Annotated in this window: 24 protein-coding genes; 13 read left to right on the top strand and 11 right to left on the bottom strand. The window is 49.2% G+C overall.

Features of this window, described 5'->3' with window-relative positions:
- The first annotated feature begins 30 nt into the window (after window positions 1-30).
- The 4 genes from EQU24_RS22640 to EQU24_RS20805 are packed head-to-tail and all read left to right on the top strand — an operon-like array spanning window position 31 to window position 1,580.
- Window positions 31-207: a hypothetical protein gene (locus EQU24_RS22640; protein ID WP_017841712.1), complete on the top strand. Its 177-nt coding sequence runs from the start codon at window positions 31-33 to the stop codon at window positions 205-207.
- A gap of 33 nt (window positions 208-240) precedes the next feature.
- Complete coding sequence (locus tag EQU24_RS20815; protein ID WP_017841713.1) at window positions 241-753, top strand: hypothetical protein; 513 nt, start codon at window positions 241-243, stop codon at window positions 751-753.
- A 51-nt stretch (window positions 754-804) separates the two neighbouring features.
- Window positions 805-1,158: a hypothetical protein gene (locus EQU24_RS20810; RefSeq protein WP_017841714.1), complete on the top strand. Its 354-nt coding sequence runs from the start codon at window positions 805-807 to the stop codon at window positions 1,156-1,158.
- A 41-nt stretch (window positions 1,159-1,199) separates the two neighbouring features.
- Window positions 1,200-1,580 (top strand): hypothetical protein, encoded by a 381-nt coding sequence (locus tag EQU24_RS20805; RefSeq protein WP_017841715.1) that lies wholly within the window; start codon window positions 1,200-1,202, stop codon window positions 1,578-1,580.
- A 534-nt stretch (window positions 1,581-2,114) separates the two neighbouring features.
- Here EQU24_RS20805 and EQU24_RS20795 read toward each other — a convergent pair.
- The 4 genes from EQU24_RS20795 to EQU24_RS20780 form a co-directional block, all read right to left on the bottom strand.
- Window positions 2,115-5,123 carry a sensor domain-containing protein gene (locus EQU24_RS20795; protein WP_017841716.1) on the bottom strand — a complete coding sequence of 1,003 codons (3,009 nt, stop codon included), beginning with the start codon at window positions 5,121-5,123 and terminating at the stop codon, window positions 2,115-2,117.
- 359 nt (window positions 5,124-5,482) lie between these two features.
- Complete coding sequence (gene ppnN, locus EQU24_RS20790; RefSeq protein ID WP_017841717.1) at window positions 5,483-6,853, bottom strand: nucleotide 5'-monophosphate nucleosidase PpnN; 1,371 nt, start codon at window positions 6,851-6,853, stop codon at window positions 5,483-5,485.
- 346 nt (window positions 6,854-7,199) lie between these two features.
- Window positions 7,200-7,439 carry a hypothetical protein gene (locus EQU24_RS20785; protein WP_017841718.1) on the bottom strand — a complete coding sequence of 80 codons (240 nt, stop codon included), beginning with the start codon at window positions 7,437-7,439 and terminating at the stop codon, window positions 7,200-7,202.
- Between the two features lie 220 nt (window positions 7,440-7,659).
- Window positions 7,660-8,520, bottom strand: coding sequence for a DUF3014 domain-containing protein (locus tag EQU24_RS20780; protein WP_017841719.1), 861 nt, complete (start codon window positions 8,518-8,520; stop codon window positions 7,660-7,662).
- 220 nt (window positions 8,521-8,740) lie between these two features.
- On the opposite strand from EQU24_RS20780, the gene EQU24_RS20775 reads away from it, so the two are divergent.
- The 4 genes from EQU24_RS20775 to EQU24_RS20760 all read left to right on the top strand — a co-directional run bounded on the left by EQU24_RS20775 (window position 8,741) and on the right by EQU24_RS20760 (window position 11,525).
- Entirely contained in the window at window positions 8,741-9,538 is a 798-nt protein-coding gene (locus EQU24_RS20775) for a UDP-2,3-diacylglucosamine diphosphatase (protein ID WP_017841720.1), read from the top strand.
- Window positions 9,539-9,541: 3 nt separating this feature from the next.
- A complete protein-coding gene (locus EQU24_RS20770; protein WP_017841721.1) occupies window positions 9,542-9,772 on the top strand; it encodes a hypothetical protein in 231 nt (76 codons plus the stop codon).
- Window positions 9,773-9,948: 176 nt separating this feature from the next.
- The gene (locus EQU24_RS20765) at window positions 9,949-10,476 is read left to right on the top strand and encodes a phosphatase PAP2 family protein (protein WP_017841722.1); all 528 of its coding nucleotides are present in this window, start codon (window positions 9,949-9,951) and stop codon (window positions 10,474-10,476) included.
- Window positions 10,473-11,525: an MJ1255/VC2487 family glycosyltransferase gene (locus tag EQU24_RS20760; protein WP_017841723.1), complete on the top strand. Its 1,053-nt coding sequence runs from the start codon at window positions 10,473-10,475 to the stop codon at window positions 11,523-11,525. The genes EQU24_RS20765 and EQU24_RS20760 overlap by 4 nt, the downstream gene beginning before the upstream one ends.
- Before the next feature lie 377 nt (window positions 11,526-11,902).
- On the opposite strand, the gene cysI is transcribed toward EQU24_RS20760, so the two are convergent.
- Window positions 11,903-13,609 carry an assimilatory sulfite reductase (NADPH) hemoprotein subunit gene (gene cysI, locus EQU24_RS20755; RefSeq protein ID WP_017841724.1) on the bottom strand — a complete coding sequence of 569 codons (1,707 nt, stop codon included), beginning with the start codon at window positions 13,607-13,609 and terminating at the stop codon, window positions 11,903-11,905.
- Window positions 13,610-13,622: 13 nt separating this feature from the next.
- Window positions 13,623-15,419 (bottom strand): assimilatory sulfite reductase (NADPH) flavoprotein subunit, encoded by a 1,797-nt coding sequence (locus EQU24_RS20750; RefSeq protein WP_017841725.1) that lies wholly within the window; start codon window positions 15,417-15,419, stop codon window positions 13,623-13,625.
- Window positions 15,420-15,890: 471 nt separating this feature from the next.
- Here EQU24_RS20750 and EQU24_RS20745 point away from each other — a divergent pair, with 471 nt between their 5' ends.
- Complete coding sequence (locus EQU24_RS20745) at window positions 15,891-16,283, top strand: thiol-disulfide oxidoreductase DCC family protein (RefSeq protein WP_051056250.1); 393 nt, start codon at window positions 15,891-15,893, stop codon at window positions 16,281-16,283.
- A 235-nt stretch (window positions 16,284-16,518) separates the two neighbouring features.
- Entirely contained in the window at window positions 16,519-16,854 is a 336-nt protein-coding gene (locus tag EQU24_RS20740) for a toll/interleukin-1 receptor domain-containing protein (RefSeq protein WP_083877766.1), read from the top strand.
- A gap of 76 nt (window positions 16,855-16,930) precedes the next feature.
- On the opposite strand, the gene EQU24_RS20735 is transcribed toward EQU24_RS20740, so the two are convergent.
- Both EQU24_RS20735 and EQU24_RS20730 read right to left on the bottom strand, forming a co-directional pair.
- Window positions 16,931-17,230, bottom strand: a complete 300-nt coding sequence (locus EQU24_RS20735) for a type II toxin-antitoxin system RelE family toxin (RefSeq protein ID WP_017841728.1) — start codon at window positions 17,228-17,230, stop codon at window positions 16,931-16,933.
- A complete protein-coding gene (locus EQU24_RS20730; protein WP_017841729.1) occupies window positions 17,220-17,468 on the bottom strand; it encodes a type II toxin-antitoxin system Phd/YefM family antitoxin in 249 nt (82 codons plus the stop codon). Before EQU24_RS20730 ends, EQU24_RS20735 begins: the two co-directional genes overlap by 11 nt.
- A gap of 213 nt (window positions 17,469-17,681) precedes the next feature.
- Between EQU24_RS20730 and EQU24_RS20725 the strand changes: the two genes are divergently transcribed.
- Together EQU24_RS20725 and EQU24_RS20720 are read left to right on the top strand one after the other, a co-directional pair.
- Window positions 17,682-17,942 carry a type II toxin-antitoxin system Phd/YefM family antitoxin gene (locus EQU24_RS20725; protein ID WP_017841730.1) on the top strand — a complete coding sequence of 87 codons (261 nt, stop codon included), beginning with the start codon at window positions 17,682-17,684 and terminating at the stop codon, window positions 17,940-17,942.
- A 2-nt stretch (window positions 17,943-17,944) separates the two neighbouring features.
- Complete coding sequence (locus EQU24_RS20720; protein ID WP_017841731.1) at window positions 17,945-18,214, top strand: Txe/YoeB family addiction module toxin; 270 nt, start codon at window positions 17,945-17,947, stop codon at window positions 18,212-18,214.
- Between the two features lie 395 nt (window positions 18,215-18,609).
- On the opposite strand, the gene fba is transcribed toward EQU24_RS20720, so the two are convergent.
- The gene (gene fba, locus EQU24_RS20710; RefSeq protein WP_026130284.1) at window positions 18,610-19,617 is read right to left on the bottom strand and encodes a class II fructose-bisphosphate aldolase; all 1,008 of its coding nucleotides are present in this window, start codon (window positions 19,615-19,617) and stop codon (window positions 18,610-18,612) included.
- A 650-nt stretch (window positions 19,618-20,267) separates the two neighbouring features.
- Here fba and EQU24_RS20705 point away from each other — a divergent pair.
- The gene (locus EQU24_RS20705; RefSeq protein WP_138767251.1) at window positions 20,268-20,624 is read left to right on the top strand and encodes a hypothetical protein; all 357 of its coding nucleotides are present in this window, start codon (window positions 20,268-20,270) and stop codon (window positions 20,622-20,624) included.
- Between the two features lie 208 nt (window positions 20,625-20,832).
- Here EQU24_RS20705 and EQU24_RS20700 read toward each other — a convergent pair whose 3' ends face one another.
- Window positions 20,833-21,078, bottom strand: coding sequence for a hypothetical protein (locus EQU24_RS20700; RefSeq protein ID WP_017841735.1), 246 nt, complete (start codon window positions 21,076-21,078; stop codon window positions 20,833-20,835).
- 21 nt (window positions 21,079-21,099) lie between these two features.
- The gene (locus EQU24_RS20695) at window positions 21,100-22,044 is read right to left on the bottom strand and encodes a hypothetical protein (protein ID WP_017841736.1); all 945 of its coding nucleotides are present in this window, start codon (window positions 22,042-22,044) and stop codon (window positions 21,100-21,102) included.
- Between the last annotated feature and the right edge of the window lie 165 nt (window positions 22,045-22,209).

The following is a 22,209-nucleotide window of genomic DNA, read 5'->3' as shown; positions in this document are numbered from 1 at the left end:
ATTAAATACGAACTTTGGAACGATTAAACAATGAACGAAACCGAACAAGCTAAAAAAGTAAGACGCCTAACGGCAATCATTTATATCGTGTTAATGATTTTTTTAGTGATAGGAACTCTCTATTCCGAACAACGAAAGGAACAAGCGCGCGAGGCGCAAAAGCTTGCCGAACAAGGTATTATCGAGCAGCCATTCGAAGCGGAATAATTCGTATCAGAATCATTAAATAGGAAGCGACTCATGTTCATCAATAGCTTGCCGACTCTATTTACCTTTACCGACTTCATTAGTCCGATCGAAACCATCCTCATTTTGGTCGCGCTTTTGTTACTCGTTCATGTTTCCACGCGAGAGGCGCTTTATGATAGGGCATGGCCGGCGGCGGCCACGCCTTACCAAGCTTTATTAAACATCTGGTTGGGACAGGCGCCGTTATGGAAGGCATTTTGGCCGTTTTTTATTTTCGTGAACGGCGTTTTTCTTTATATCGATTACCGGATCATGAACGTCACGTTTACGATTGCGAGTTGGAAAACGGTACATGGCATGCTCTTTATCCCGGTGATTTGGTGGATCGTATCGGTCTGGCGCTGCGCGAAATATACCCGCTACCGGTTCGCCAACACCTTGGCGAAAACCATGACACTGTATTTTTTATTCGACTGTTTTTTGCGCTTCGTCATCAGCGCTTATTATCCGAATAGTTTTTTCGATTGCCGTTTGTTGGTCATGGAGTATGGCGATTGCTTTTGAGTAAGGGGGGTGTAGAATCGAATACTCCAACCATTAAGCGGAGGACATGTTATGAGCTGCTGCGACGACCCTACCGAGATCTCTAAAGTCGATCCACGGGAGTTAGTCCGCGAACAACAACATTACGGTAATCTAGTTCGCGATTTATTCACCGATGATCCCGAAAAAGTCCTACTCAAACTACTAAACGAAAGCAATGCTTATCTCAGGGAGCTGGCCGCATTAAGAGCCCATTACCCGTCGGTTCGATTGCGAGCGATCGAATTGTTGGATAAAAAAAGTCAGGCGGTACTCGAACAATTGATCGAACAAGAACCGGATTCGTCATTCGGAATCGCCGCAAAACAGCGCATAGAACAGTTAAGTAACGAAACCGGCCTATTCGGCAAATTGTTCAAGTCCTAATCGACCCAAGCACAACTACAATAACAACACGAGGCGGAATCATGAAATCACTAGCACTGCTCGGAACACTTGTCTTAATGACGGCTGCGACCAACTGTTGGGCTTACGGTAGCAGCAGCAGTAGCACCAAATCTTGCGATAAGCCGCGCTTCAGCGACTTCAATCCGGCCGAAAAATCGGAAGTTCCCGCGCAATCGGCCTTTTCGTTTAGCGCATCCGGCGTTAGCGACCCGAACAGTATTAAAGTAACTGTTAAAAACCAACCGGCCGAAGTCGCCATCACCGATAAAGGCGGTACTTATCAAGTTTCCGGGAACCTACCCGAAGGCTTGACCGGCACTTATGCCCGCATCGCCATCAGCGCCGACGGCCGCAACCGCTGCAAAGGAACGGGCGGCTGGTTGATCAAGATTACAGACTGATCATTCTTAAAAACCCGAAATCAGCCTGCGAAAAGCTTGACGATCTATTCATTAGCCGTAGGGGTCACTACCATTAAGTTAAGCCGTCAAAGAATAAGAAATGCGAGCAATTCCCATTTTGGGGATCAAAAAGGGTGAGGGGTGTGCTTGGCGAGGATGTCGGCAGCAGGGCAGATTTTTGCTCCATGCAAAATCTGCATTCGCGCCATCCTTGGCGTTCGAGCTGCCGCCAAGCCCCCATGGATGGGTTTACGGCGTTCCTCGACAGGCATACCCCACATCCTAAGATCGGCGAAAATGCTCAAACTGGGAATTACTGAAGTAATGCTGGCATTTACCGCATTCAGGCTCGAATGTGCTTCAAAAGCCTGCCATCCCTGGCCCTGGATTCCGCCAATCCCTGGCGGAATGACGCGTTTTTCCTTAAGTTGGCGCCTAGAGGGGTAGGGTACGCTGCGCGTACCATGGGCGGCTTGTGTAGATACTTATACTTGGAAAGCAAGAAGATTCGAAACTAAGCCGGTCAAACCACCGTCAAGCCTCACGATTTTCGATGAATTTTCCGTAATCGGCGCTGGGCCGGCCTAAATGATAGCCTTGGGCCAAATCGATGCCGAGTTCCTTGAGCATCTGCAGAGTTGCCGCGTCCTCGACAAATTCGGCTAAGACCGTTTTGTGCATACCTTTTGCGATACCGACCATTGCTTTGACAAATATTTGATTCTCTCGGTTATTCGGCAAATCACGAATGAACATGCCGTCGATTTTTAAAATATCGACTTCGAGATATTTTAAGTAAGCAAAAGTGGAAAAGCCGCTGCCGAAATCGTCCAGGCAAACCGTGCACCCCGCTTGGCGAATGCCCTCGATAAAGCGCTGTGCATCGCGGATATCCGAAACCGCAGCGGTTTCGGTTAACTCGATGATCAAGCGGTTCGCATCGACTCGGTTTTCTTCCAAGCAAGCGCGGATAAATTGCGGCAATTCGGGGTCGTCGAACGAACGTCCGGAAATATTGACCGCCAAGGACGGTAAAATGGAATTTTCGCTTAATAAGGCAATACTGCTCCGTAAAACCCAGCGGTCGATTTCCAGTATTTGCCCGCTATTTTCGGCGATTGGGATAAATTGGCCGGGCATGACTAATTGCTCGGGATGTTGCGGATCGCGCATGCGAACCAGCACTTCGAAATGACAGAGTTGACCGTTATCGACTCGATAGATGCCTTGAAAATGCAATTCCAACAAATCTTGCCGTAAAGCCTGTTCGATGCGTTGACGCCAAGACATTCTTTCCATTGCCGCGCCGGAGTTGTCGCGCTTGGGATCGTAAACGGCCCAAGTGTTTTTTCCATTGGCTTTGGCCTGATACATCGCGGTATCGGCATGGGCCACCAAATCTTCGACCGTTTCTCCGTGCTCCGGAAAGAAAGCCAACCCGACACTGGTCGTCAGACGAATATTGGTGCCCCGAAACCGGAACGGGATCGACGCGACAGCTTGATTAATCCGATTCGGCAACACCGTAATGTCGTTTTGCGGATGTAGATAGCTTAATATCGCAAACTCGTCGCCGCCCAAACGCGCGAATATCTCAACCTCGCGCAAAACCACCGAAATTTCCCCGGCTATCCGAACCAGCACGGTATCGCCGGCTCTATGGCCGAAGTTATCGTTAATGTATTTAAATTCATCCAAATCGAAATAAATTAACGCGAATTTATCGTGATTGCGGCGCGCCATTGCAATCATGTGATCAAGCTGTTCTTGAAAACGGTGTCGATTGTAAAGTCCGGTTAACGCATCATGTTCGGCTAAATAAAGCAATTGCTGAGCGGTTTGCCGCTCGTGGGTAATGTCTTCATAAATCCACAAACGGCCTAAAATTCGACCCTCGGTATCGGTCACCGGATAAGAAACTTGCGTCAGAATGCGACCGTCGTAGAGATCCAGTTCGAAACGTTCGCTGATTTCATGCGTATCCAGGACTTTCAACACGTATTTGGAGGCATGATCGGGCCGCGCGAACCGGTGCGTCGAATTTTCCAATACGAATTGAGTCGATTTGCCGACCGGATCCAAATCGTCTTCTATGGCCCACATTCGGCGAAAGGCAAGATTAACGTATTCGATGGCGCCGGCCTTGTCTTCGAACAAAATGCCGATGCTCATCGCCGACAACAATGCCGCCATCCGGCCTTGTTCGGCTTCGGCCACGATGCGTAACTCCCTTTGTTTTTGTTCGGCGCGGCTCAAGTCTTCGAAGGATTGTTGAAGGGCCAATTCGGCTTGTTTCAATTCGGTAATGTCTTGCACGGTACCGACTGCGCCAATCATTTTTCGCTGCCGATCGAATTCCAATTCGGCCCGTTCGCGTAACCATTTGACCTTGCCGTCGATCAATGCTCGGTGTTCAATATTGTACTCGGCCCCTTTTAAAGCGGCTTGCCAAGCTCGATCGACAAACGCTCGATCTTCCTCGTGCACGCGCTCCAAAAATTCTTCATAAGTCAACGGCATGCCCGGCGGCACGCCGAATATCCGATAAGTCTCGGGCGACCATTCCAAACCGTTATCGGCCTGATTTAAATACCAACTTCCGATATGGGCAACACTTTGCGCACGATTCAAGTTTTCTTGGCTTTGCCGAAGCGATTCTTCGATATGTCGCCGCTCCTCGACTTCCTGTTGCAATTTTTCATTCGCACGCTCTAATTGTGCAGTGCGAGCGGCAATGGTAGTTTCCAAGCGGGCATTCAAATCGGCCAATTGCGCCGATGCTTGAAACTCCCTACGATGTTTTTCGACATTAACCCGATACAGCATGATGCCGGTTGCCGTCGCCAAGGCCAAAGCGCACAAAGTGCGCAACGCCTCGATAGGAATTCCGGTTGTTTCTGAAAATATCCGGGCGTCGGCAAGGCTTGGTGTCGCAAACCAAGGAGCGTTAACGACCAATCCGGTAAAAAGACTGTAAAAAGCCAGACTATAGCCGGCCAACAGCATTGCAAAGTTAAGTTTGAGTGTACTCAAATACGGTCGGTTGCGGTATTCGTAAACCAAAAACGCAATGCCAGCCGAAGCCGCCCCGGGAAAACCGAGCAAATAGCGAATGCCGCTGTCGAATATAGCGGCGTAATTTTGCGATAGCGCCGCCGTTATCCCGGCAATTAGCAGGGAAACAACAGGAAATAAGCGGATGTATTTTAACCGGCGTCGATTGTTTTCGGAATTACATGTTAGCAACAGCCAAAAGCGTCGGGAGAATTCAAATAAAGCATAGAAGGAAGCAAGGTTTAATAAGTTTCCGACCAAGGAATTTGTTTGCAGGGATTCATCAATCAGTTCCCAAGCACATTGAAGCTCCCTAATGCCATGCAACATTCCGAAGCGAGCCAGCCAAACCAGTATTGTCGAAAAAGGCAGAACCGAATTATCTTTAGGTTGTAAATAAATCGCCGCGGCCAGGAATAAAAAGGCCATTCCGTAAACCAGATAGATTTCCGTCATATGTGCCTGAATGAGCGGCGGCAAGGTATCCATAAACGAGTTCCCAATTGTTATTGTTATTTTTTCGACTTCGTGTTTTTTTCTCTAAACCTAAAAAGAGCGCTTAGAATTTGCTGTAGACCGTTCGCGCCAAGCCAAGTCACTAAAACTGAAGCATCGACAAGGTATACCTTTCATACTTCAAATTTCGGCAGTGCCCGAGGAGGCGCCGGGGTGTCCGGTCGGTTTTCGCTCCTGCAAAATCGACATTCACGCCATCCATGGCGTTCACAAAGGCTTTGCCAGCATGGAGCTGGCATAGAGCCTACATGGACGTATTCACGGCGTCCTTTGACGGACACCCCGGTACCGAATTTTGATCTACGATGGGTATATCAGGCAACTTCGATGGTTTATTTAACGATGCGATAACACGGCTTATAAGTCTTGCCGGGCAGCTTCATGCGTTGTTGCTTGACAAAAGCGCTCAACAATTCGTCTACCGGCCCCATGATTTCGGCATCGCCTTTAATCTCGAAATGGCCGTGCTGTTCTATCGCTCTAATTCCGTCGTCTTTAACGTTGCCTGAGACAATACCGGAAAACACACGGCGCAGATTCGCGGCTAACAGATGGCTTTCCTGATCTTTATGCAATTTTAAGGCGGCCATGTTTTCGTGGGTCGGATTGAAGGGTTGTTGAAAATCGGGGCTGATTTTTAAGCCCCAGTTAAAATAATAGGCGTCTTCGCGCTGCTGGCGAAATTCGCGTACCCGCTGCATACCCTCTTTCATATCTCGCGCGACCCTGGCCGGATCGTCGATGATGATTTTGTAACGTTGTTGCGCGGCCAGCCCTAAGGTCTCGCCTATAAAACGGTTGATTTGCTTGAAATATTCCTCGGAACCTGCCGGCCCGGTAAAGATTAACGGAAACGAAATGTCCTTGTTGTCAGGGTGCAGCAAAATACCCAATAAATATAATATTTCCTCGGCCGTGCCGACTCCGCCCGGGAATACGACGATACCGTGGCCGGCTCTTACGAAGGCCTCGAGCCGTTTTTCGATATCCGGCATGATCACCAAATCGTTAACGATCGGATTTGGTGCTTCGGCGGCGATGATGCCCGGCTCGGTAATACCGATATAATGCCCGGTTCCGATACGCTGCTTGGCATGACCGATCGTTGCGCCTTTCATCGGCCCTTTCATCGCGCCGGGTCCGCAGCCGGTGCAAATGTCAAGGCCCCGCAAGCCCATTTGATAACCGACCACTTTCGAATAATCGTATTCCTCGCGCGAAATCGAATGGCCGCCCCAGCAAACCACCAATTGCGGTAGCTTGCCGGCTTTCAAGATATTGGCGTTGCGCAGTATATGAAAAACCGAATTGGTCACGCCTTCGGAGCTTTGCAGATCGAATTTCGGGTTATCGTTGATCTCGTCGCTGACATAGATAATATCGCGTAAAACGGCAAACAAATGTTCTTTAATGCCTTTGATCATATGACCGTCGACGAATGCGGTGGCCGGAGCTCCTTTCACTTCGAGTTTGATCCCTCGCTCTTCTTGAAGAACGCGGATTTCAAAGGATTTGTAGCGTTCGAGCAGTTCCTTGCCGTCATCCATATAATTGCCGCAATTCAACACCGCTAGCGAGCAATTGTGCAGTAAGCGGTAAAGCCCGCCTTGACTGGTATCGAGTAATTTATTGACTTCGGTCTTGGACAGAACGGCCAAGTGACCGGCCGGAGAGATTCTTGCGTCTACGACATCTTGTTTCATATTTTCCTTGGATGTATTGCGGTGTTCTTAAAATATAGCCCATAGGCTATGGAATTTAGGTGCTGGGTGAATACATCCATGTAGGCTCTATGATCCCTCACCTAAGGCTCATTGCCATTAAGTTAAGCCGTCATAAAAATAAGTAATTCTTGCATTCAAGCTAATGTACCTTAAAAGCCTGTCATCCATGGCACTGGATTCCGCCAGTCCATGGCGGAATGACGGGTTACCTAAGGCAAGGTGAGGGACTGTCAAAGCCAAACACCCCGGCGGCTCCATACGCTAATGCCGAAATTTGAAGTCCGATAGGTATACCAAAAATCAGAGGCGGCGCGAATTTACCGAATCAGTCACCGTTATGCTTATTTTCGTAGCTAATTTCCTGTTCGGGTATTTCGTTTTCAACTGGCGTCTGTTCGGCATTAAGCGTGCGCAATTCTTTTAAAACGGATCGCAAAATGCGCGTTTGCTGGTCTTGCTTAGCCTTGATACCAAACACGGCAAACGGCAATAATGTCCATAAAATAACCAGTAAAATTAGCACAACCAATCCGGCTATGTGCAAATGAGGTAATAAATCGGTCATCGTTTATATCGGATTTAGTTATCAAGAAATGTTTATCGTAGGCTAATCGGTTAAATCCCGCATTTTTTGTAGCTATTCAGTCCCCCGGCAATTATCGTTCCCACGCTCTGCGTGGGAATGCCTGAGTACCGCTCCAGCGGTACGAGACGCGAGAGCGTCTCGGTCTTCGTTCCCACGCTGGAGCGTGAGAACGATAGGGGGTGTGAATAATTACCATTTTTTAATTCGTGTCGTCCATGTTTATCAAGGCCTCGATCAATAAACGTAATTTATTTTGAATGATACGGGTATTTTGCGGCCCCATTCTGAGCATTTGTTTTTGAACGGGACTGAGCGCTTCCATATCGTTATCGGCAAATTGATATAGTACCGACGGTTTAATCAACGCAATTCGCGTTTCTACGACCGGTGCCGATAAAATTTCGGCGCCTGCTTTTTTGATCAAATCCTCTAACCGATAACTGTCCGGATAGCCGAATTGTGCAAAGACTTCTTGGCAAAGCGGTCTGACTTTTTGATAAAACTCCAGAATATCATGGACGTTGACCGAGTCGATTGCTTCGGCGAACGCGTTATAACGCTGATAACTTTTGGACGGAAGATAAAGTCCTTGTTGGTCTTCCTCGGCAATGAACGGTTCATCCAAGCTGAGCCAACGCATATGCTTATGAAGGCGCTGGCCTTGAGAAAAGTCGTTGATAATCAGAATAATCTTACGAATCTGCTCGTCCGATCTCAACCAGTAGGCAAGTTCAGGCGATAACGCGGTCAATTTTTCGTTGATAAAGTCGTCGCTTTCTTTGAGACTGGGTACAGCTGTAGGCTCCGTTTCTTCTGTTTCTGCTTGTTCGCTATTTGTTTTTAATTCGTTATCCGACAAAACGTCGGACACCAATGCCTCATCAAGTTTTGTTACCGAGGGAACCGGCAGCTCATAAGTTTCTAAACCTACCTCAGATTCAATCGTCTGCGTCGAACGCCAATATAGCCATACGCCTCCGGCAATAATTAATAGCAGTATTAACAAGAAAACGGTCATTCCGATCGGTTTTCTTCGTTGATACAAATCATAGCGCCCCATGTTTTTCCCCTTTTATCATTATGTATTTTCATCTCAGAAATACTTCGTATGGTCATGTTTTCGTCAAACACAACTCGAAACTCCCAAATAGCAGACGTTTTTTGCTCGGGGAGGTCTATCAAAACCTTCGCCTTTCATGGAAACGTCATCGAACGGTTAACAAGTTGTAACATTATCCCGGTAGTTTAGCCGCCATGTACCGCTTTTGGGATCTATTACAATGAAACTACATTACCGTTCCATTTGGATATCCGACACGCATCTAGGCACCCGGGGTTGTAAAGCCGAATATTTGCGCGACTTTCTCGATCATACCGAATCCGATTATCTGTATTTGGTCGGCGACATCATCGATTTTTGGAAATTCAAAACCGGCGCTTATTGGCCGATGCTGCACAGCGATATCGTACAGCGTATCATCAATAAAGCGCAAAACGGCACACGGGTCATCTATATTCCGGGCAACCACGACGAAGTATTTCGCAAGCATGCAGGCATGCATTTCAACGGCATCGATATTCAACTGAATGCTGTCCATACCACCGAAGACGGCCGTAAATTTTTGGTTTTACACGGCGATGAATTCGACAGCATCGTTTGTCATAACAAAAGCCTAGCCTATATCGGCGGCGAAGCCTATGAAGTCTTGTTACTGGTCAACCGCTGGTTCAATGCCGTCCGTACTCGATTGGGCTACAAATATTGGTCTTTATCCGCGTTTTTAAAACACAAAGTTAAAAACGTGGTCAGCTTTATGACTAATTATCAGCACATTCTGAGCCTCGAGGCGCAAAAACGCAAAGTGGACGGCATTATTTGCGGCCATATTCATCATGCCGATATTGCTACGATGGAGTTCGGTAAAACTTATTGCAATTGCGGCGATTGGGTCGAAAGCTGCACCGCGCTAACCGAGGACGAGTACGGAACGCTCAGTATCGTACGCTGGCTCGAAGATAGCCATGTATTGCTCGATGATGCCGTCAGCGAAGACACCGGGCTTGCGCAAGCGGCATAATCGGTGCTCAAAAAAACCATTCTCATGTCGGTCGGCGGCACTGTCTTTGTCGCCGGACTTATCCTCTTTCCGTTGCCGGTTCCGCTTGGTCTGCCGACCATGGTCGTGGGCTTGTCGATCATGCTTAAAGCATCGAACAAAATCAAGCGCACCGTCATCAGACTCTTCAAGAAAAACCGCCATAGCTCACACGTCTGGCGCAAGGGTCGCGCTCTACGCCGCAAGGTTCGTTGATGCCATCTCAGTTCGGCGCACCGTCATCAAATCTTAAACAAATCTTCATCTAATTGTCACAGAGTAGCCTTAAGCTTTGCCCTGAATTAAGGAGCTGAACATAAATGGAAAATCGATGATTTTCACCGCCCTACGTTGTCGCGGTCGACGCGCGGGCACCTAACGAGGGCAAGACTATGAAACTGATTTATTCGATTCACAAATGCGATGTGTTCATGTTTACCTGGCTGAATAACGTAAGCATCCACACGCATCTGGTTCGTCTATGCCGTTATATTTCGAAAACCGGCGACGGCATACTTTATGTGTTAGCGGCCGCGTGGCTGTATTGGGAAAGCGGTGCCGAATCGCCGCTGTTTAAAGCCATGGCCCTGGCGTTTCTTATCGAACGTCCGATTTATTTCATTCTTAAAAATAGTTTTAAACGAAATCGTCCGCAAGCGGCATTGGAAAATTTTCGTAGCGTCATTATCCCTTCGGATCAGTTCAGTTTTCCCTCCGGACACACTTCCGCAGCCTTCATGATGGCGACCTTGGTTGGTTTTTTCATGCCGGTCTTATTGATTCCGCTTTATCTATGGGCGGCATCGGTCGGTTTCTCACGCGTGGTACTGGGAGTGCATTTCCCAACCGATACCTTGATGGGCGCCGCAATAGGCGTCGGCACGGCAATTTTCAGCTTGGATTACTTATTATCACTATGAAGATATTTTATGGAGTACAAGGCACCGGTAACGGACACATTACTCGGGCCAGAGTCATGGCGAAAGAACTTTACGCCCAAGGTTTTGAGGTTACGTTTCAATTCAGCGGCCGTTCCGCCGACAAATATTTCGACATGGAAGTGTTCAACGGTTATCAGCTTAAAGAAGGACTAACCTTCAACACCGAAAAAGGGCAAGTCAATTACCTCAAAACCGCGCTACAGGCGCGGCCGATTCGTTTCATTCGGGATGTCAATACTCTGGATTTAAAGGGTTACGATTTGGTCATCAGCGACTTCGAGCCTGTGACGGCCTGGGCCGCTAAAAAGCAAAAAGTTCCGGTACTCGGTATCGGCCATCAGTATGCATTCAACCATAAAATTCCTAAGACCGGCTCGGATCCGATCGCCGACCAAGTGATGAAATATTTCGCTCCGGCCGACCAAGGCATCGGCTTGCATTGGCATCATTTCGGTCAACCGATCCTGCCGCCGATCATCGAAACACCGGAATTTCCGAAATCGATCGTCAACAATAAAATCATCGTCTATTTGCCGTTCGAAGATCAAAGCGAAGTCATAAAGTATTTGTGCCCGTTCGAAAATTTCGAATTTCATATTTACGCGCCGCAACCGGTCGAATCAAGATATCCTCATATTCTGTGCAAGCCGCTATCGCGTGACGGATTTCAAAAAGACTTATACGACAGCGCCGGCATCATAAGCAATGCCGGTTTCGAGCTGGCCAGCGAATCGCTGCAACTCGGCAAAAAAATTCTCGCCAAACCACTGCACGCGCAAATGGAACAAATTTCCAACGCCGCAGCGCTCGAACAACTCGGCTATGGCCATACGATGTTCAACATGGATGTCGCCGTCATTGAAAATTGGCTGCATAATCCGCATGCAGTACACATCACCTACCCGAATGTCGCCAAAATTATTGTGCAATGGATCAAAGACGGCATGCCGCAAATGGACATGAAATTTACCGAAGCGGTATGGGATAGCGTTGACGTATTGCAGATCAAGCGGCTTGCGGATATTTGATGACCCGCGCCTTTCTGTCGCTCAATTCGCATCGGCCAATTTGAAAAAAGCAAAAAGAAGCAAAAAAGGGGTCGGGTTAAATTAATAATTCAACCCGACCCCTTTTTGTTATCGTCGATGCCATTGACGCTCGGCAGCCGATGGCGTTGATCGAAGCTTTGGCGTTTTGACTTCGACGCCTTCAACTGGCTATTCGAACTTCTCGACCTCGATAATCGCGCTGGGGATCGCTCCCACAACGGAGTAAGGAGGCATTAATCGTTTTGGTGCGCGATATGTACACGCCTCATTGAAAAACACATGCTAGGTGGCTGTGTTTCCGGCTCCCGAAATGGTATTAAGGGTCTTTACAGTGACCAAGTTTGATGGGGCTTTATTCAACGTTGAAAATCGCGCCCCGCAATCATCGCTTCGACATAGCCGGTTCTGATTACAAAGTCGCCGAAACGTTCGCCGGCTTGGCGGTCGTCGGCATAATGCTGCAGTAAAGGTGCTAATTCAGCCAGAATCTGCTCCTCATTGATATTTTCCCGATACAGCTTATTCAGTCGTTGACCTTCGAACCCGGCGCCTAAATACAGATTATATTTGCCCGGCGCCTTGCCGACTAGGCCGATTTCACCGAGAAAAGGACGGGCACAGCCGTTTGGGCAGCCGGTCATGCGCAGTAAAATGGGGTCGTTCTCCAGGCCAAACTGTTGCAGTAGCGGCTCCAGTTTGTCGAGGAAAGCCGGCAGATAACGTTCGCTTTCGGCCATTGCCAGGCTGCAGGTCGGAAAGGCGACACAGGCCATCGCATTCAAGCGTAACGCGCTTTGCTGTCCCGGTTCTATAAAACCGTATTGGCGCAGCAGCGATTCGATTACCGGCTTATTGTGATCGCTGACCTTGCCGATGATCAGGTTTTGGTTTGGTGAAATCCGAAAGTCGCCGTCATGGACCTTGGCGATTTCGCGCAGCCCGGTCATGACGGGCATATCGTCGTCGGCGATACGGCCGTTCTGGATGAACACGGTGTAATCCCAGGTGTCGTTAATGCCCTTGATCCAACCGTAGCGGTCGCCCGAATATTCGAACCTGTATTCTCTCGGCGCTTCCAATTGCCAGCCCAGGCGACGATTCAATTCGAATTTGAACCAGTCGATGCCGCGGTCGTCTATGGTGTATTTCAGACGCGCATGCTTGCGGTTGGTTCTATTGCCGAAATCGCGCTGGATCTTGACGATTTCTTCGGCGACTTGCAGTGTCTTATGCTTGGGGCAGTAGCCGATCACGTCGGCCAAACGCGGATAGGTGTTCGGCTCTCCGTGGGTCAGGCTCATGCCGCCGCCGACCGTGACATTGAAACCGACCAGGCGGTCGTTCTCGGCAATTGCAATGAAGCCTAGATCGTTGGCGAAGATATCGACATCGTTGGCGGGCGGTACCGCGATTGCGGTCTTGAATTTACGCGGCAAATAATGTTTTCCGTAGATCGGTTCCTCGTCTTGTCGGCTGGAATCGATCAGCTTTTCGTCCAACCAGATTTCATGGTAGGCGGTCGTTCTCGGAGTCAGATGATCGTTGATGCGGCGGGCATATTCGTAGGCTTCCCCGTGCAGCCGGGATTGTTCCGGCACCGGGCTGCACATGACATTGCGGTTGACGTCGCCGCAGGCGGCGATGGTGTCGAGCAGCGAGGCGTTGATTTCGGCGATACTGCGTTTCAGGTCGCGTTTAAGGATGCCGTGGAACTGCAGCGCCTGGCGCGTGGTCAAGCGTATGCTGTCGTTGCACCAGGTGGTGGCGATACGGTCCATCTCCAGCCACTGCGCCGGCGTGCAAATGCCTCCGGCGACTCGGACCCGAACCATGAATTGATAATGCGGCTCCAGCTTTTGCTTGCGCCGCTCGTCGCGCAGGTCGCGGTCGTCCTGCTGATAAATGCCGTGAAACTTGGATAGTTGGGTATCGCTATCGGTCAGCGCGCCGGTCAACGGGTTATTCAGGCTTTCCACCAGGCTGCCGCGCAGATAATTGCTGGCATCCTTGATGCGTTCCACTTCGACCCGTTTGTTCAATTCTTCCTCAGACACGTTGGTCATGTTTGTATCCTCGTTAATAAATATCACGCTGATAGCGTTTTTCTTTCTGTAAGGTTTTCACATAGTGTTCCGCCGCATCGCGGTTCATGCCGCCTTCACGTTCGACCAGACCCAGCAGGGTTTCGTGCACGTCGCGAGCCATGTGTTTTTCGTCGCCGCAGACATAAAGATAAGCACCTTCCTGCAGCCAGGCATATAAGTCGCGGCTGTATTCCTGCATGCGCTGTTGCACATAGACTTTCTCGGCCTGGTCGCGGGAAAAGGCGACGTTCATCCGCGTTAGCAAGCCGCTTTTTAGATAACGCAGCCATTCGCTTTGATAGAGAAAGTCGGTCATGAAATGCTGATCGCCGAAAAACAGCCAGTTCTTGCCGTTGGCGCCGACGGCCTCGCGTTCCTCGACGAAGGCGCGGAACGGCGCGATACCGGTGCCCGGGCCGATCATGACGATCGGCGCACTGGGGTCGCTCGGCAGTTTGAAATTTTTGTTGTGATCGACATAGACCGGTATCGTAGTTTCCGAACCGATACGGTCGGCCAGGAAGGTCGAGCAGACGCCATGACGGCGGCGGCCGTGACTTTGATAGCGGACCGTTGCAACGGTCAAATGCACTTCATCGGGATGTTGTTTCAGGCTTGAGGCGATTGAATAGAGACGCGGCGGCAATTTGCGCAGACTATCGATGAAATCTTGCGGATTCAAATCGTCGCAGGGAAAATCGGTGATCAAATCGATGATTTCGCGGCCATATAAATAGTCGGCCAGGTCTTGCTTATGCGCCTCGTCAAACAGACCTTCCAACTTGGGGTTGCCGTTTAGAGCGGCATATTTCTGCAGTATCGGCCGGGTCAAGGTCGTGATTTCATAGTCGCAAAGTAGGGCTTCATACAATGAACGATCTTTTCCGTCGCTGCTGACCGCGTCATCCCCGTTAAAATGCAGGATTTCGAGCAGTTCTTCGACTAGCTCCGGAGCATTGCTAGGATAGATACCTAAGGCATCGCCGGGTTCATAGCTTAAACCGGAACCCTCCAGCGACAATTCATAGTGATGGGTTTCCTTGTTCGAGCCGCGCCCGTTCAACACGATGTCATCCAACAGCACGGCCGGAAATGGATTTTTGCGTGAATACGGAGATATTGCGGCGGTATTAGCCGTGGCCGGCGTCAGGCCCGTTTCCTCAGAGACACTCAGCGTGCGCTGGCTTAATACGTTCAGCACCGAAGTCATCCAGTCTTCCGCCGCCGTCTCGTAATCGACATCGCAATCGGCCCGCTCGAACAGCCGGGTGGCGCCAAGTTCTTCCAGGCGTTGATCGAAATCGGCGCCGGTTTTGCAGAAAAATTCATAACTGGTATCGCCCAACGCCAGCACGGCGAATTGGGTGTGTTTTAATGACGGCGCCCGTTTGCTGAACAAAAAGTCATAGAGATCTCGAGCATTATCGGGTGGATCGCCTTCGCCATAGGTGCTTACGATTACCAGCAAATACTTTTCAGTCTTCAGTTGCGGCGCCTTATAATCGCCCATGTCCTTGATCACGGTTCGCAGCCCGCGTTCGGCGGCTAAGTCATGGACTTGTTCGGCCAGCTCTTCGCAGTTGCCGGTTTGCGAACCGACCAGAATGGTGATTTCGTCGGCTGTTGCCTCATGGGCGGTGGTGCTTACCGCCGATGACAATTGCGCGGTCAGATAACCGGCTACCCAGGCTTTTTGTTCCGACGTTAACAGGGATGAAAACTGCCGGAACAACCGATAACGTTCCTCGTCTAACGGCGTTTGAGTTTGTTCGGGGAAGGTATTACGCATAAATATTTTCCTTATACAGTAGGGCTGAATAGTTTTTAACTATTGAAAAGTCCCATGTCTACCGACAAAAATCTATCAACCTAAAAAGAGCAGTTGAGAGCCAGAAACTGCCGTTCGCCCTGAGCCCTTCGGCTGCGCTCAGGAGAGCCCTGTCGAAGGGTGAGGGCTGGTTTGAGGCTTCACCAAGCCGGTGAAAGTGTTGTAGACCCTTCATGCTTCGACTTGGCTCAGCACGAACGGTCTACAACACATGCCAACTGCTCTGTTCAGGGTCAACGTTTGGCCCTGATTAAACAGATTCAGTTTTAAGTCGGACGCTAATAACCAAGTATTTTACTCAGCAATTATCATTAAAGCTAGTTTCCGTCCGTTGAGAACATTAATCCAGCTTCCGCTCGGTATAATTAGCTTTGATTTATTGGCCGTCGTGGTATAGATGAAGCAAGGTTTGGCGATTTTTCGGGACAAATAATGACGACACCACAATTCTCAACGAAAGTTAGATGTTTCCATGATGGCGACTGCCCTCTATGCAAAGCCGAAGTTAAGGCGATGAAAAGACTCGATCGAGACGGCGCGATTGAATGGGTTGATATAGTCCGCGACCAGGCAGCTCTCGATAGCGCCGGAATCAGTTATAAACAGGCGATGGACCGTATCCATGTCATCGACGAAAACAGGCAGTTGCAAACCGGGGCGCGAGCATTCTTGGTTCTGTGGAAGCGTTTGCCCTATTATCGCCGGTTGGCTGTCTTGGTCGAAACACTTCCTGGACTCTTACCTCTGATGGAATGCGCTTACCGCCTATTCGCCTATTATCGTCTGCCGTTGACCGGAAAACGGCGCATCGACGAAAAAAATTAATTCAACCTGACCCCTTTTTCTCTACCTTTTTCTCCTTAAGCACCGAATCCCTCCCTAGATCAAACCATTGAGGCTTGTATTAACATTGGTGGGGACGCCATGGTACGCGTAGCGTACATACCTACAGTCTTTTCGGCATTCGCATAGTATTAATTTCAACTATTAACGCGAACATAGCACCAACTTTGAGATTATAAGGAATAATCCAATGAAAGCATTTCTGTCACATTGATCTATCGACAAAGAAATTGTTAGGGAAGTAGCGAACCAACAGGGGCGACTCAACTGCATCTTCGATGAAAGAAGCTTCGATAGTGGCATGGAGTTTCAAAATTCGATCGAAGAAAAGCTTGCACTATCAAAAGCTTTTATATTTTTCGCAACTAGAGACTCGTTAGATTCTCATTGGTGTAACTTTGAACTTAACCAAGTCTTTTATTCAAAACTAAAGGGAGCGCTTAAGCGTTCAATTGTATTTATTTTAAATGACGAAGTTGAAGTTGGTGAGCTGCCTAGTTGGCTGATATCAGCTTATGTTTCGGGCAAAGTCACTTATGAGCTTAAGCGTTAGTAAACAGTTAACAAGTCAATAAACTACGCGCCTGCGGCGCCGGACGTGCTAAAAAGCACGCCGGTTATTTCGGGTGTTATGGCTTATCGACCTTCTCGCGTGAAAGAGCCAAATCATAAACTTCATTTCGATTTCTTTTTCCGACGGCAAGGACAGTGACAGTGACGGTAGTATCTGATACTGAATAGACTAGCCGATATCCAAGTTGACGCAGTTTGATTTTGTAAAGGTTTGTTCCTCCGCTAACTGCTGCAGAAGGAACCTGTGGACTGGAAAGCCGCTCTTTGAGTTTTTTAGCGAAAAGTTCCCGTACATTGGGACCGAGCTTTTTCCATTCTTTCAGGGCACTTTTCTTAAATGCTAACTCATAGATCATCCAGGTTAACCTTAATGCTTTCTTCGTCCATGCGGCCCCTGGCAATTTCCAGTAGCTCTTTATCTTCTATAAGGTCCATCATAGCTTCATAGGCTTTGGTGGGGATACAATAAAACACAGGCTCATTCCTGTTAAGCACGGCAATGGGCATGCCTTCTCCGCTGGCTACGACCTTCATGGGGTTGGCTTTTAGTTCGGAGATGCTGGCAGCCACGTCAGTAAGGATTTGATGCGTCATGGAGATACCTTGGGTTAATTATCATGAGGCCAAATATTAGCCCTGGTAATAGGTCTTGTAAAGCCATAACAATCAATTGCACGCGGCCAGCAAAGCTGGCGCGTGAATACGATCGTTAAAGATGGATTTATTCTGTTCCTCTTGATAATGAGCTATTGAATTGCCGTTCCTTTTGTCTATACTTGTACAACTTAATGATCAAGTGAGGCAAGTATGAAAGTCGTTACCTACACCCATGCACGCAATGCTCTCAAGTCTATATTGGATGAGGTAGTACAAGATGCTGACGTTACCATTATCAGTCGTCGTGATGCAGAGGGTGATGCAGTGGTGATGTCGCTGGATAGCTACAACAGCATCATGGAGACATTGCACCTGACTAGTAATCCAGCGAACGCGGCGGCATTAGCCAGAGCCATCGCACAAGACAAAGCGGGACAGGCGCAAGAACATCAATTACACCCTAGTGATTAATCATGCGTGTCATTCTATTTGTTCCCGATGCATGGGAGGATTATCTGTACTGGCAACATCAGGATAACAAAACGCTCAAGCGGTTAAACCTCTTGATTACAGCCTCCGCGCGCGATCCGTTTACCGGAATCGGAAAGCCCGAACCGCTACGTGGCGATTTATCCGGTTACTGGTCACGACGCATAGATGATACAAACCGCCTGGTATATCGGGCAACCGATACAGAGTTAGTCATTATCGCTTGCCGTTTTCATTACGAGAGCCGTCATTAACTTTCCTGATTAGCAAGATGCTTCAGCTTGCCGAAGTCAACTGTCCGAGTAGTGGCCAGTCGTAGCCACTTCTAAAAAAGGGGTCAGGTTAAATTGATAATTCAAATCGTCCCTTTTCTACCAGCAATTCCCAATTTGAGGATAAAAAAGGGTGCGGGGTGTGCTTGGCGAGGATGTCGGCGGCAGGGAGCCGCCGTCAAGCCCCCATGGATGGGTCTACGGCGTTCCTCGACAGGCATACCCCGCACCCTAAACACGGCGAAACTTCTTAGACTGGGAATTGCTGCTTTTCTACAGGTTATCCGTTTCTCCAGATAATATTGCGATGGTTTCTCTATGACTGAATGACTGAATAAACGCTAAATTGGCTTCTATCGCTCAAAGTGTTCTCACCCTTAGTAGCGCTTCGCCATATCGCGCAATGGCACGGCTTTGATTTTACCCGCGTTTCCTGCCGAGCCGAACGCTTCGAAGCGCGATTGGCAGAGCGCTTGCATTGCATCCCTGGCCGACTGATATATCTTGCGAGAATCCAGCTCCGATGCGTTTGCCGGATCGGCAATATAGCGGCGAATCGCGCCCGTGGAGGCCATACGCAGGTCGGTGTCGATATTAATCTTGCGGACGCCGTATTTTATGCCTTCGACGATTTCATCGACCGGCACGCCATAGGTTTGCGGAATGTCGCCGCCGTATTCGTTGATGACTTTCAGCCAGTCTTGCGGCACCGAGCTCGAACCGTGCATGACGAAGTGGGTATTCGGCAAGCGCTGTTGCAGTTCGCGCAAACGGCTGATCACCAAGACCTCGCCGGTCGGCGGTTTGCTGAATTTATAGGCGCCATGGCTGGTGCCGATGGCTACCGCCAACGCATCGACTTGGGTTTGTTCGACGAATTCGACCGCTTCTTCGGGGTCGGTCAACAAGCGATTCTTCGCCTGTCCCGTTTTGTTTTCCAAAGACCCCAGGCAGCCGATTTCGCCTTCCACGGACACGCCGCAGGCATGCGCCATCTTGACGACGGTGCGCGTCACGTCGACGTTATAGTCGAAAGAGGCCGGCGTTTTCATATCTTCCAGCAAGGAGCCGTCCATCATCACCGAGCTGAAGCCAGATTGGATCGCCTGGGCGCAGATGTCCGGGGATGGTGCATGATCCCGGTGCATGACAACTGGAATGTGCGGGTATTGTTCGACGGTAGCCATGATCAAATGACGCAAGAACACTTCTCCGGCATAGCGGTTGGCGCCTGCCGAGCCTTGCATGATAACGGGACTGTCGCAGGCATCGGCCGCCTGCATGATGGCCTGGACCTGCTCCATGTTGCTGACGTTGAATGCGGGAATGCCGAAGCCGTGTTCGGCGGCATAATCCAGCAGTTGTCGTAATGAGACCAAAGCCATGAGCGGTTCTCCTTCCTTTTTTAATTTAACGGTATTTCTCTGACAATGAAATTTGATACCGTCAAAAGTACCGCCAAAATTGACGGTATGCAATAAGGCACAAAAAAGCCCGCTAAGCTAAAAGCTTGCGGGCTTTATGAAAAATAGGTTCGAGGCCATCGCTTGGTGCTGGGGCCTGTCTCGAAGTCGCTATATTCGCCATATAAAACAATATGATGCAATCTCGTATTTTTTTGATACCCCTAAAAAGTACCCCCAGTTAATAAGCCCTTACCTAGTTTTCACACTTGCTTACGATCGCTTCAACGGGGGAAAAATGGGGTTTCACTTTCACCTTTGTTTTTTTCGGGGGAACCGGCGGAACCGCCATAAAGCCGCCGCAAGTTCTCTATGTATCCTTTCGGCATAGGTTCGGCCTTATCGTGTATTCTGTGTCTGGGTTTGCGTCTACTCATGCTTCGACCTCATAAAGTGAAAGTATCATTCTCGGCATTGCTCCGGGGTTTTTGCGCTCCCATTCGTCCCAATCCGCTGCTTGGTGCGGGCACGGTTGCAAATAGTCGTCCAAAAAATCACGATAGCAACCAGGGTTAGAGCATGACGCAATCAGAACGCTTTTATTTCGACTGTACGCCTCAAGGATCGCTGCCTTGGTTCCGGCATCCACCGCCATTATCCTTAAAAAAATCGCGCCGCCGTCCGTGTTCGCTTTGGCTTTCCGGCATTCTCCCGGCCTGCATTCACAAGGATTTTTACAGATGAACCAACTTGCCGCTTTTAACGGGTTAGGCTTTAAGCCTCGCTCTAGCCTGTTTAGCCTCGCTCTAAGCCTCACAGCCAGCCACCAACGCACAAATGACTATAACCTGCTCGGGTTCCGCGCCGTTCCGATCCGTCCACGCTTTCACCTGCTCATCAATGCTCGGCCCGCCTTCGGTTTCGGCCACGATAGCAACGCGGGGTTGTCGGTAGCCTATAACCTCTATCCGTTTCGTGATTTTGTTTAACCTTGCCTTGATACTCATTCGCCCGCCTTTTTCATTTGTACTTTGCGCGGAGCCCATCTTGATAAATCGATAGGAGGCTTAGGCTTCGGCAATGTTGAGGTAAAAATTCCACTGCTCGACCTGAAAGGCTTAGGCGCGGGCCAATAGCCATGCCGCCTTAATGATTCCTCGGTGAATGGTATTATCGGCCCGGTGTACTTTGTCATCGTTACTTCTTGCCTTCTTTTGCCAGCCGTTCAAGTTCTTCAAGCCGCTGTTCGATCTCGGTTTGTTGATGAATGTCGGCAACCATTTTTAGAATCTGCGCCAGTGTTCGCGCGTCGTTCGGCGGGATAGCGTCAGCATTCCCGAAAAAACGACGAGCAAGCCGGTAAATACTGCGCATTTCAGCGCCGATGGCCTTAGCATTGGTCAGCGGGCTTATTCGTTGTTTTCGCGTCTTTTTTGCCGTCATTTTTTCGGGTTTCAGCGGAACTTAAGCGGCTTCGCGGGCGCGTATTGGTGAGGCCATAACGCTTTTTTCTTCGATCATATCGATAAATACCCTTTCCTCGGCAAGAACGCTTAACAGGTTTGACTCCTGCCACGAATAGCCGGTATTCCTAAAAATGTTATCGCGCTCGACCGGATTAAAACCGGACTTATCCAGCAAGGACAACAAAACTCGCGCCGCCTCCGTCCACAAGGACTCGGACATTTGGTTATAAATGTCGATTGCGTAACACTCGGCAAAGAATGACATAAAAGTGTAGTCGGCTTTCACTTTGCCGTATTGGGCATCATTCAAGCCGGATAATGAAGCCGGCGCGCGAACGATAGCCAACGCCTCAATCGTGCTGATTCCTTTGAACAGGGCTTTTTTGATCGCGTTTTCATCGGCTCGATACATTGACCTAATTTCCTGATCGATCGCTATTTCATGCGCGGTCGGTTCCGGCAAGGGGAATAGGTCGATAAGCCGCTTAAGCCGCTTCGATGCGTCAGTCAATGCGCCTATCTCGCGACTATGCGCCTTGATGCGTAAATCAACGAATTCGGCAATGCGCTTGCTCGACATTTCTAACGACCCCTGTCTTGAGTAACGCTGATCCGCTTGAATTTTTACGATCTCATCTCCCAACGCTTTTGCGGCATCGTGCAGCGTGCTGAAAGCGGCCCTTGCTTTTGTCCGGTTGGAGTTAAGCTCGTCTATCGTGTCGTTGAGTTCCGAAATTTTGCGCTTGTATCCCTGCGCCGTGAGTTCGCGGAATGTGTTGTTGTCGGTCAATGGCCGCTCGTGCTGATTGAATCGGCCCGGCCATGGGGCAAGCATGGTTAGCGTATTGGCGATATGGGCATGCATCGGCATTGATGCATCTTGAATATCGTCTGTTTCGTCGTTCAGGTTAAGCACATAGGCTTGCTGTTTTGAGAATTTCATCTAATTAACCTCGAAAGTTTGAATTTCGGGGTTATTTATACGCTAAAAAGGTAGACTTTGGAATAAGTAAAAACACAACAAGTTGTTTTTATGATATTTAAATGACACAAGATATTGTGTTTTTAAGTGGTGTGGTGTCGATTGCGCCCCGGGGCGCAAGACTTT

It is taken from the genome of Methylotuvimicrobium buryatense, assembly GCF_005931095.1.
GTDB lineage: Bacteria > Pseudomonadota > Gammaproteobacteria > Methylococcales > Methylomonadaceae > Methylotuvimicrobium > Methylotuvimicrobium buryatense.
Note: the sequence above shows the minus strand (reverse complement) of the source record. Positions and strands in the feature narration are given on the sequence as shown.